9 protein-coding genes and 1 pseudogene are annotated in these 10,983 nt (G+C 71.7%); 3 read left to right on the forward strand and 7 right to left on the reverse strand.

Going from position 1 to position 10,983, the window contains the following annotated elements:
- Nucleotides 1-4: 4 nt before the first annotated feature.
- A complete protein-coding gene (locus HLK59_RS30730; protein ID WP_171144820.1) occupies nt 5-1,684 on the reverse strand; it encodes a cholesterol oxidase substrate-binding domain-containing protein in 1,680 nt (559 codons plus the stop codon).
- Nucleotides 1,685-1,822: 138 nt separating this feature from the next.
- Between HLK59_RS30730 and HLK59_RS30735 the strand changes: the two genes are divergently transcribed.
- A complete protein-coding gene (locus HLK59_RS30735) occupies nt 1,823-2,806 on the forward strand; it encodes an aldo/keto reductase (protein ID WP_171144821.1) in 984 nt (327 codons plus the stop codon).
- A gap of 58 nt (nt 2,807-2,864) precedes the next feature.
- Nucleotides 2,865-3,353 carry a DUF6328 family protein gene (locus tag HLK59_RS30740; protein WP_171144822.1) on the forward strand — a complete coding sequence of 163 codons (489 nt, stop codon included), beginning with the start codon at nt 2,865-2,867 and terminating at the stop codon, nt 3,351-3,353.
- A gap of 41 nt (nt 3,354-3,394) precedes the next feature.
- On the opposite strand, the gene HLK59_RS30745 is transcribed toward HLK59_RS30740, so the two are convergent.
- The gene (locus tag HLK59_RS30745) at nt 3,395-3,820 is read right to left on the reverse strand and encodes an SsgA family sporulation/cell division regulator (RefSeq protein WP_171144823.1); all 426 of its coding nucleotides are present in this window, start codon (nt 3,818-3,820) and stop codon (nt 3,395-3,397) included.
- Nucleotides 3,821-3,885: 65 nt separating this feature from the next.
- Nucleotides 3,886-4,917 (reverse strand): hypothetical protein, encoded by a 1,032-nt coding sequence (locus HLK59_RS30750; RefSeq protein ID WP_171144824.1) that lies wholly within the window; start codon nt 4,915-4,917, stop codon nt 3,886-3,888.
- A 190-nt stretch (nt 4,918-5,107) separates the two neighbouring features.
- On the opposite strand from HLK59_RS30750, the gene HLK59_RS30755 reads away from it, so the two are divergent.
- Nucleotides 5,108-6,520, forward strand: coding sequence for a serine hydrolase domain-containing protein (locus tag HLK59_RS30755; RefSeq protein WP_171144825.1), 1,413 nt, complete (start codon nt 5,108-5,110; stop codon nt 6,518-6,520).
- Here the strand turns inward: HLK59_RS30755 and HLK59_RS30760 are convergent.
- The 4 genes and pseudogenes from HLK59_RS30760 to HLK59_RS30775 all read right to left on the reverse strand — a co-directional run.
- Nucleotides 6,512-8,101: a serine/threonine-protein kinase gene (locus tag HLK59_RS30760; RefSeq protein ID WP_240982734.1), complete on the reverse strand. Its 1,590-nt coding sequence runs from the start codon at nt 8,099-8,101 to the stop codon at nt 6,512-6,514. The genes HLK59_RS30755 and HLK59_RS30760 overlap by 9 nt on opposite strands.
- A 120-nt stretch (nt 8,102-8,221) precedes the next feature.
- On the reverse strand, nt 8,222-9,181 hold the full coding sequence (locus HLK59_RS30765) for a threonine/serine dehydratase (RefSeq protein WP_171144826.1): 960 nt from the start codon (nt 9,179-9,181) through the stop codon (nt 8,222-8,224).
- A gap of 97 nt (nt 9,182-9,278) precedes the next feature.
- Complete coding sequence (locus tag HLK59_RS30770; RefSeq protein WP_171144827.1) at nt 9,279-9,956, reverse strand: AIM24 family protein; 678 nt, start codon at nt 9,954-9,956, stop codon at nt 9,279-9,281.
- Nucleotides 9,957-10,037: 81 nt separating this feature from the next.
- Nucleotides 10,038-10,983: pseudogene (locus HLK59_RS30775) on the reverse strand (CAP domain-containing protein); the annotation flags it as partial.

Below are 10,983 nucleotides of genomic sequence, written 5' to 3' on the forward strand. Positions count from 1 at the left end.
TCTCTCAGCCGAACAGCCGGTCCAGGAAGGCGTTGCCGTACACCCCGTGCGGGTCGAGACGGTCCAGGACGCCGGCCGCCTGCCCCCAGGCGCCGTCACCGAGGGACGCGGGCACCGCCGTGCCGAGCACCTCCTCGTCGTCCCACACCGCCTCGTCCGTGTAGGCCCAGCCCTTGGACCACTCGACGCGGGTCAGGGCGTCGGTGCCGTCGTGGCTGTCCAGCAGGAACTGCTCCAGCTCACGCAGGAAGGCCTCCGCGTACGGGGTCCCCGGCAGCGTCAGCACGTTCAGCCAGACGGCGGTGTCCCACTCCGGGTGCTCGCTGTCCGGCCGCAGCGCGGAGAGCAACGGGGCGCGGGCGCCGTCGAGTTCGGCGTGGGCCGGGTCGTCGAGGCCCGTCACGCGGATCTCCACCGAGCCGTTGACCGGGAAGCGGCCCAGGGCCGCGTACGCCGTGAGCCGTTCGCGGTAGAAGGCGGTGAACCCGGCCACGACACGCTGCACCTGGTCCCGCGAGGTGAGCACCGCGTAGCCGTTGGCGTTGATCCGCAAGGTGGTGGGCCTGATGTAGAGCAGTGTGTTCTTCGACGGCCCCCAGATGTCGGCGGAGAGCGTCGCCACGAGCCCCAGCGCGGCGGTGTCGAACTGCGCGTTCCCGAGCACCGGCGCCAGATACCAGGCCGCGTCCGAGACCATCCGCCCGGCGAGGTCCGCCACCAGGGTCGGGACGTTGTCGGAGAACGGATAGTTGTACGGCGAGGTCACGCGGCGCGAGGTGAGCGGCTTGGTGGGCCGCACGCTCCACACCTTGAACCACGGGAACTCGGTGAAGGCGAACCAGATCGCCTCGACGCGCCCCGCCTCGTCCAGGAAGCCCGCCAGAGTGCGTCCGTCGCCGCCGGGCGCGGCGAAGAGCTCACCGGCCGGGATGTCCGTACGGCTGACACAGCGCAGGTTCGCGTTCGCGCCGACCCGCAGCACGACCTCCGTGACGAAGGTCCGCCCGAGATGGGTCAGCAGCGCGGCCGCGTCCGCCTCGTCACGCCCGTAGGTCCGCAGGCCGTAGGACCCGCTGTCCTCGTCCCACACGACCGCCGTCACCGACAGCACCCGATTGCTCAGCGAGCCGTACGTCTGACCCGGCAGCCGCTCCTCGCCCTGCGCGGGGACGGCGCTGCCGTGCGCGTCGATCGCCAGGGCGCCGCCGAGCGTGAGGTCGCCTGGCGCGGGCGCGGCCGTCAGACCGAGGCCGTGTCCCTCCAGGAAGGTCAGCAGGGACTCCATCGAGACACCGGCGCCGGCGCGTACGGCGGTGGCGGAATCGAGGGCCAGATCGGTGAGGTGCGCGGTCGTGTCGACGAGCAGCACGGGCGCGTCCGACGGGGTGCCCTCGGTGATCGTCAGCGGCGACCAGCCGTGCGAGAAGCCCCGGGCGCGCACCCGCCAGCCGCTGCGCCAGGCCCAGTTGACGACGGCGGCCACCTGGTCCCCGTCCGAGGGCGCACAGGCCCACAGTCCGGCGGCGGTGATCTCGCCGACCCAGTTCCGGTACGCGGAGCGGTAGAGCGCCACACCGTCCGGGAAACCGGGCAGCTCCTGCGCGGCGACGGCCGGATCGGCCGGCACGAGGGACAGGGCGGCGGCACTGAGGAGGAAGCTTCTGCGGGTCCAGTCGTGGGTCACGGGGGTCAAGCTAGGCACCCGCTTGACAGAGAGCGCTGGCTCGTCGAGTTTGTTCACTCGTGTGAGTGAATGATTCACAGGCGGGGCTCCGGAGGAGCCCGTTCCGCGCACAGCGGTGACGGATGACAGACTGACGCCATGGACGAGCGCACTTTCGGTAGGTCGGGTCAGCAAGCATCCGTCGTCGGTCTCGGTACCTGGCAGCTGGGTGCCGACTGGGGAGACGTCGACGACAAGGAAGCCCTTTCGGTACTGGAGGCCGCCGCCGAGTCGGGCGTGACCTTCTTCGACACCGCCGACGTGTACGGCGACGGCCGCAGCGAGCAGACCATCGCCACGTTCCTGCGGAGCCGGCCCGACCTGCATGTGCTGGTCGCCACGAAGATGGGCCGCCGGGTCGACCAGATCCCGGAGAACTACGTCCTCGACAACTTCCGCGCCTGGAACGACCGTTCCCGCCGCAACCTCGGCGTCGACCGCCTCGACCTGGTCCAGCTGCACTGCCCGCCGACCCCCGTCTACTCGACGGACGCGGTGTACGACGCGCTGGACACCCTCGTCGAGGAGGAGCGCGTCGCCGCGTACGGCGTCAGCGTGGAGACCTGCGAGGAAGCCCTGACCGCGATCGCCCGGCCGGGCGTGGCCAGCGTGCAGATCATCTTCAACGCGTTCCGCATGAAGCCGCTGAAGCAGGTGCTCCCCGCCGCGCGGGCGGCCGGCGTCGGCATCATCGTCCGGGTGCCCCTGGCCTCCGGTCTGCTGTCCGGCAAGTACACCAAGGACACCGTCTTCCCCGAGAACGACCACCGCACCTACAACCGGCACGGCGAGTCCTTCGACGTCGGCGAGACCTTCTCCGGCGTCGACTACGCGACCGGTGTCGAGGCGGCCGCCGAGTTCTCCGCCCTCGCCCCCGAGGGGTACACCCCGGCCCAGCTGGCGCTGCGCTGGATCATCCAGCAGCCCGGCGTGACCACGGTGATCCCCGGCGCCCGCAACCCCGAGCAGGCCCGCGCCAACGCGGCCGCCGCCGCGCTGCCGGACCTGTCCGAGGAGACGCTCACCGCGATCCGGGACCTCTACGACGGGCGGATCAAGGACCAGGTCGAGAACCGCTGGTAGTCCACGGGGACGGGAGCCCGGCTGTTTGAACGATCAGACGCCGGGTTACCCGTCCCGCATGGCGCAGGCTGCGGACAGGCGAACGGGACGCGACGAGACCGAGGACGAGCGGGCCGACCGTATGTGGGTCGAGCTCATGCAGGAGATCCGGGTCGCGCAGATGGGCGTGCAGATCCTGTTCGGCTTCCTGCTGACCGTCGTCTTCACACCGAAGTACGCGGACCTGGGCGACACCGAGAAGACGATCTACCTCGTGACGGTCGTCCTCGGTGCCACCGCCACCGGTGCCCTCATCGGGCCGGTGTCCCTGCACCGCCTGGTGTCCGGGCGCCGCATCAAACCCCGCGCGGTGCAGTGGGCGGCCCGGCTGACCTTCGCCGGCCTGGTGCTGCTGCTCGCCACGACGACCGCCTCGCTGCTGCTGATCCTGCGGGTCGCCACCCACGACCCCTATGTGCCCTGGCTGGTCGGCGCGGTGGTCGCGTGGTACCTGGTGTGCTGGTTCCTGCTGCCGCTGTGGATCCGGCGCCGCTACACGACGAGGTGAGGGCCCGCGCGGCCGGCCGCCGGTCGTGCGGGCCGCTCGCCTCAGCCGCGTGCGAGCACCTCGGCGAGGAACCCGTCGACCTCGACCTCCTCCTGCCCCGGCAGCACCACCTCGTAGGTCCGGCTCAGGAACGCCGAGACCGTCGGGGCCCACGCGAACACCACGGCGTGATGTCTGCCGCCGCCGGGGAGCGGGTCGCCGAAGAACTCCATGCGCAGCTCCTTCCCCGTGCCCGAGGACTCGGGGCGCAGACGCACGTCGCCCAGCCCGACCGGTCCGGTCAGTCCCTCGGCGAGCATCTCCCGGTCCAGGCGCCATCGGGCGAGCACCCGGCCTTCGTGGCTGAACGCCACCGTGACGGCGAACGGGTCGGAGGCGTCGTAGTCCAGGTGGGCGAGGACGGGGAACGGATCCGTGTCGCCCGCCTGGAGCTGTACGACCAAGGTCTTGTGCGTGGAGAAGTTCACGTGAGGGCCTCCGGGAGGAACGGACGCGGTGCTGCCCTCAATTACCCCTCCCACGCGCGGAATGCTCAGTCGCGCGACAGATTCCCCCGAGCTCCGCGCAGGGTCGTGATGCACGCGCCGATGGCCTGCTGCAACTCCTCCAGCTGGGAGACCATGTCGTCCTCGTAGAAGTCCTGCGCGTCGTCGAAAGTCAGTTCCTCGAACACCTTCGTCGCCTTCTGGAGGCTGCTGTAGAACTTCGTCCGGCGTTCCTGGACGCGGAGTTCGGGATCGGCCTCCACGGCCTCGACGACAAGCGTCTTCATGGTGCCGTAGGCCTCGGTGGCCCACTCGCCGGTGTCCTCGTCCTCGTCCAGCTCGTCGAGGAGGGAGAGGTGCCGCTCCGCCTCCTGGCGCAGATCGGCGGGCGCGTCGACGGTCTGCCCGGCGGGGGTCTTGATCTGCCCCGACTCGGCGATCTGACGGACGTAGCCGATGCGGTCCGCGGACCTGCTCTCGGTGGCGACGGCCTTCTTCAGGTCGTCGGTGCGCACGACGTCACGGGCCAACTCGGCCTGGAGGTCGGGGTCCTCGCGCACCCGGTCCAGGAGGGCCTGGCGGGCGGCCCGGGCGGTGGAGGGGTCGGCGAGGATCGCGGCGCGGAGCGCGGTGGGGTTCTCGGCGACCTCCAGGGCCTTCGTGGGCCGGATGCCCTCGGCCTCGGCGGCCTCGGCGATGGCGGTGCCGCGCTCGGAAGTGGCGCTGTTGCGGGAGACGTAGTAGGTCAGCCACACGTCGGCGTCCGGCAGTTCCACCTCCTGGCCCGGTGCCAGCGCCTCGAAGTGCGGGACGAGACCGTCGTCGGCGGCCCGGTCCCACGCCTTGTAGTAGCGCATGACACGATCGGCGGAGCAGCCGGCGAGCTCGGCGAACTCCTTCGCCGACACCTTCGGCGTCTCGTCCGCGCCCTGGCCGCCGGGCCGTACGCTGCGCGCCACCATCAGCCCGAAGGCCCAGCCTCCGGTCCGCGCGTAGGCGCCGAACTCACGCGCGTCCCGCGCCACGAGGTCGGACAGAGGTGCGGGTGACGTCTCGGACGGGGCGATCGCTAGGGTCACGGGTGACTCTCCTGAGTGGGGGGCCGGTCGAACTGCACGCGTGCAGGGAGGCAGCCTATATCCACCCATTGGCGATGCTTTGGCAGCCCCGGTATGTCCCGTGGCCCGGGGGCGAGTTACCGGCCTCCGGTACGGAAATCGTCTCGCGGACGACTGGATCATGACGTGATCGCCGGGAGAGGATACTCGCATGAGTGTTCGCCCCCTGCCCACGAGCACCCCGTCCGCCGAAGGCGTCGACGCGGCCGGTGTCCACGCCCTCCTCGACGCCCTCGAAGCCGCCCCGGACATCGAGCCGCACAGCCTGATGGTCCTGCGCCACGGCAAGGTCGTGGCGTCCGGATGGTGGGCGCCCTACACCGCCGACCGCCCCCATCTCCTGTACTCGCTCAGCAAGAGCTTCACCGCGACGGCCGCCGCCTTCGCCGTCGCCGAGGGACTGCTGCGCCTCGACGACCCGGTGATCTCGTACTTCCCGGAGTTCGACGCCGACATCACCGACCCGCGCAGCCGCGCGATGCTCGTCCGGCACGTCACCACGATGGCCAGCGGCCATGAGGCGGAGACCCATGACCAGGCGCTGGCGACGGACCGCGAGGAACCGGTGCGCGGCTTCCTGCTCCTGCCGCCCGACCGCGACCCGGGCACGGTCTTCGCCTACAACCAGCCCACCACCTACACCCTCGCCGCGATCGTCCAGCGGGTCACCGGCCAGCCGATGACCGACTATCTGCGCCCGCGCCTCTTCGATCCCCTCGGCATCGGCGAGGTCGCGTGGCTGCGCGACCGGACCGGACGCGAGCTGGGCTTCAGCGGGCTGCACGCCACCACGGACGCGATCGCCCGGCTCGGCCAGCTGTATCTGCGGCGCGGTGTGTGGGAGGGCGAGCGGCTGCTCCCCGACGAGTGGGTCGCCGAGGCGACGCGGTCGCACATCGTCAACGACGACGGCACGTGGACCGACTGGGCGCAGGGATACGGCTTCCAGTTCTGGATGTCCCGGCACGGCTACCGCGGCGACGGGGCCTACGGGCAGTACTGCCTCGTCCTGCCCGAGCAGGACGTGGTGGTCGCGATCACCGGCGCCACCGAGGACATGCAGAAGGTACTGGACCTGGTCTGGAGCCATCTGCTGCCGGCGTTCGGCGCGGGCCCGCTGTCCGGCCGTGAGCGGGACGACGCGGCGCTGGCCGAGCGGACGTCCCGGCTCGCGCTGCCGCCGGCCGCGGGCAAGCCCGCACCGCCGGAGCGGGCCGTCGCGTTCACACCGAACGGCGGTGTCTGCGAGGCACTCCCGAAGCTGACGGCGGTCGAGGTCGACGCGGAGGGCCGGCGGCTCGCCCTCGTCGAGGACGGCCACCGGCTGGAGCTGCGGTTCGGCGAGCCGGGCTGGACCGTCACCGACGGACCGGTGCCCGCCGCGGTGAGCGGAGGGTGGACCGACCCGGACACCCTCGCCCTGGACCTGGCGCTCCTGGAGACCCCGCACCACGTCGACCTGACCTGCTCGCTCACGGACCGGACGTTCACCGCGCGGTGGCGCACCCAGCCGCTGCACGGCTCCCGCGTCCGCGCGATGCACGCTCCGCGCGACTCAGTCTGAGGGCACGCGGAAGGTCCGCAGGATCGTGTCCAGGGTCTGCTGGTTGGCGTCGTCGTCCCAGTCGGACGCCGGAGTCGTCCAGCGCAGCGAGAAGCCCTCGCCCGAGCCGAGGAGGAAGCCGCGGCCCAGGGTGTGCACCCGGGTGCCGTCGACGGTGGCGAGCCACTCCAGGTCGGCGGCCTCGCGGCCCTGGTACGTCGTCGCACGGATCTCCCCGATCCGCTGGTAGTCGCCCGACTGCTTCAGCCGCGGCTCGACGTCGTCCCGCCAGACGGCGACCGGGTCGTCGCCCACACGCGTGCTGTAGGTGACCGCGAGGGAGCGCGGATCGCCCTTCGCACCGAGGACGACCCGGTACGCCAGGTCGTCCTGCTTCGTCGTGCTCAGCGCCTCCCAGCCCTCGGGGAGGGAGACGGAGAAGCCCTGCGGTGAGGTGTAGTGCTGGAACTGCGGTTGCTGCGCCGACGGGGAGGCGCTGGTAGGAGTCGGCGTCGGACTCGGGGCCGTCGGCGTCGGCGTGGGTGCCTGGCTGGGCTGCGCGGCGGGGGCGGAGACCGAGGCGGACGGTCTGGGCGTGCCCGCGTCGGTGGCCGAGTCGTCCGCGCCGCCGGGCAGTTCACGGGCCACGGCGACGACCGCCACCGCGACCGTGACGACGGCCAGCGCGGTGCCCGCGGCCATGGTGCGTCTGCTCCAGCCCGGTCCACCGCCGGCGAGACCGCGCAGCCGGGACCGGGGGGCCGACGCCAGGGCCGCCTCGGGGTCCTCGGTGACGATCCGGGTGAGCGCCTCGCGGATCACCTGACGGCTCAGCCGCTCCCTGGAGTTCTTCCGGAGCAGCCCCTGCACGGTCTGGGTGAGCGGCCCCGCCCGCACCGGGCTGCGCAGCGGCAGCCGGTCGACGCCCTTGAGCGTGGTCTCCGGGCTGTCCCGGTCCCGGAAGGGCGGGCGGCCCTCGACCATCGTGTACAGCATCGCGCCGAGCGCCCACAGGTCCGCGGCCGGCCCGATGCGTTCGTCGCGGGCCTGCTCGGGGGAGGCGTACGAGGGTGCGCTGACCCGGGGCGCGAGCGTCGCGCCGGTCAGGCCGAAGCCGGTGACCACGACGGGGCCCTTGTCCCGCACGAACACCTGGCCGGGGCTGAGCTCGCCGTGGGTGATGCCCTCGCCGTGCCCGGACTCCAGCACGTCGAGCAGTTCGAGGCCGATACGGGCCGCCCGCACGTAGTTGAACGTGCCCTCCCGTTCCAGGACCTCGCCCAGAGAGGTGCCCTCGATCCACTCGGTGACGGTCCACAGGGTGCCGTACTCCTCGACGGCGTCGACGACCGAGGCGACCCGGCCCGGGCAGAGCAGCCTCATGGTCTCGGACATCCGGATGACCCGGGCGATCGCCCGGCGGGAGCTCTCGCCGTCCGGATCCGGTGGCAGCCCGATCTGTGTGAGCAGACACGGCCGGCCGGCCTCGACATCCTCCCCGTACCAGCAGATGCGGTTCGTCTCGCGGTGGAGGACCTCCAGCAGCCGGTACCTTCCGGCAACCAACTCGTGTGTGGAGGTGTGCGCCTTGACCATGGTCATCCCTCGCTGAACCCTGTCTCTCACCTTTCCCACAGGTACGGGGGGCGTGACGGGGTGCGTTCACCGGAAAACGGGGTGCTTTTCCTGAAGGGCTGTCACGGGAGTGAATTTGACGAACGGTCAGAGCAGTTCGAAACGTTCTGCCCAGGTTTTGACATCACCGGTCGTCGCATTGCCCCCGCACACCACCAGCCCCAGCCGGGCTCCGTCGCCCACCCGCTGAAGCACCCGCCGGGCCGCGGGCAGCAGACAGCCGGCGGCGGGTTCGGCCCACACCTTGGCGTGGTCGGCGAGCTGGAGCGAACCCCGCACCGCCTCCCGGTCGGTGACCACGAGGACCTCGTCGACCAAGGCCGACACATGGTCGTACGTCAGTTGCGACACGGACGGCGCGCTGAGGGTGGACACGATCGACGACAGCGCGACCGGCACCGGACCGCCCGCGGCCAGCGCCTCGGACATGGCCTGGGCGCCCTCGGTCTCCACACCCCAGATCCGCAGCCCCGGGCGCCGGGCGCGCAGCGCCGCCGCGACACCGGAGATCAGCCCGCCGCCCCCGATACTGACGAGGACGTCGGTGAGGTCACCGGCGTCCTCGGCGAACTCCAGGCCCACGGTGCCCTGTCCGGCGACCACCAGCGGATCGTCGAAGGGGTGGACCAGCGTGAGGCCCTCGTCCCGCAACCGTGTCACCAGCGAGAACGCGCCGTCCATGTCATCGGTCACCCGCACCGACGCCCCGGCCTCCTCCGCGATCCGCACGGCGTGCGCGGGCGCCGAGCGCGGCATGACGACGGTGGCCTTCACCTCGAGTGCCGCGGCCGTCATCGCGAGCGCGATGCCGTGGTTGCCGCCGCTGACCGCCACGACCCCGGCGGCCCGCTCGGCCTCGGTGAGGGAGAGCAGCTTCACCGTCGCGCCGCGCGCCTTGAACGAACCGGTGCGCTGGAGGAGTTCGAGCTTGGCGGTGACCGGGGCGCCGAGCAGTGCGGACAGTCCGGGGCTCGGCACGGTCGGGGTGCGGACGACGTGTGCGGCGATGCGCTCGGCCGCGGCTTCGATGTCGGAGATCCCGATCAAGACACTCACCCTCCCGGCACGGACGGTCCGCGCCGCTTCGACCCTGGCGCCGCGCGGGGCGCCGGTCAACACGGCTTCGGGCGGTGGGCCGGCCGGCTCAGTGCTGCTGCGGTTTCTGCGGTGTCGCCTCGCTCGGCCGTACGACGACATACCCCTGGCCCTGGAGCATCAGCTGCACGGCCTCGCCCGAACCGCCGCGCAGCATCGACCCGATGGACTGCGAACGGTGCAGCGAGGTCTGGAGGCCCGCGGTCCAGCCGACGACCGCGTCCGTGTCGACGTACACCGGATACTGCTGCGAGACCGGGATCACCAGCGGGTTGCCCTCGCACACCAGCCCCAGCCTGCCGCTGCCCGTGAAGACACTGTTGAACAGACCGCCGCCCGAGATGCCCGCGCCCTTCACCGTCGAGATCCGGTACGACAACGAGGCGTCGAAACACAGGACGTTGCGGCCGTTGACCGTGAACTCGTCGCCCGGGTCCACTTCTACGACGAAGCAGTTCTGCGCCTCCTGCGCGAACCAGGCCTCGCCCTGGCCGCGCACCGACATCAGCGGGAGTCCCTCACCGGTGACCGCGCGCTTCAGCATGCCGCCGACGCCCTGGCCCTTGCGCTCGAACTGGAGGTTGCCGCGATAGGCGATCATCGCCCCCTGCCGGGCGAGCATCTCGCCGTTCACCGTGTACTTGATGCACTTCGCGTTCTCGACCGACATACCCGGCGTCGTGGCCGGCTGGACCATGTGCTCACTGGAAAACAGGTCACCCTTCATGGGGGCATGGTGTCCCGGAGGTTTCCGTTCCGCCATGGGGCCTGTCGGGGTGCCTGTCGGAGTGTCGGTTCCGGCGGGGGTTCATGCGCCGAAGAGCTGGGTCCAGTACGTGCCCGACGAGCCGCCGCCCGCGAAGCCGATCCCGATGTGCGTGAAGCCGGGTTTGAGGATGTTGGCGCGATGGCCCGGGCTGTTCATCCAGCCCTCCACGACTTCGGCCGGGGACCGCTGGCCGCAGGCGATGTTCTCGCCGATCGAGCGCCGGCCGGACCCCGCCGCGGCCGCCCGGTCCCAGGGCTGGCTGCCGTCCGGCGAGGTGTGGGAGTAGAAGGCGCGGGCGATCATGTCGGCGCTGTGGGCCTGTGCGGCGGTGGTGAGGAAGGGGTCGACGGCCAGGGGCGGCAGGCCGTGCCGGGCCCGCTCGCGGTTGGTGAGGTCGACGACCTCGGACGCCGTACGACTCAGGTCGCCCGGTGTGAGGGGCCTGGCCCACAGTGCCGTCCAGTAGGTGTCGCCGGTGCGGCCGTCGGACGCGTGGGCCAGACCGGCGTGCGTGAAGGCCGGGTCGTTGAGCGTCCGGTGGGGCTGGTCGGTGCGCAGACAGTAGTCGACGAACTCGGCGGGGGTGCGGGGGCCGGAGACGAGGTGCTCGCCGACGGTGATGTACGCGTATCCGGTGGCCGTGAGCCGCTGGTAGACGGAGACGCCGTCCGCGCCCTGGACGCCGAGGCGTCGGGCCGCGGCCATCGCGGAGGCGTGGGCCTGGGCGGCGGAGGTGAGGCGGGCGTCGGGGGTGTGCGCGGGGCCACGGGCGGTGCGGAGGCGGCCGGGATCGGCTCGTCGGCGACGTCCACCCCGAAGTCCCGGGCCAGCCCCGCCAGGCCGTCGGCGTATCCCTGCCCCAGCGCACGCAGCTTCCATCCGGTGCCGCCCCGGTAGATCTCCGCGAGCAGCAGCAGTGTCTCCTGGCGCGGCACCGGCTGGAAGCTGCGTGCGCTGGGGCCGGGGCGGGCTCTTATACACATCT

Origin of the sequence: Streptomyces sp. S3(2020), from assembly GCF_013044505.1 — a bacterium.
GTDB lineage: Bacteria > Actinomycetota > Actinomycetes > Streptomycetales > Streptomycetaceae > Streptomyces.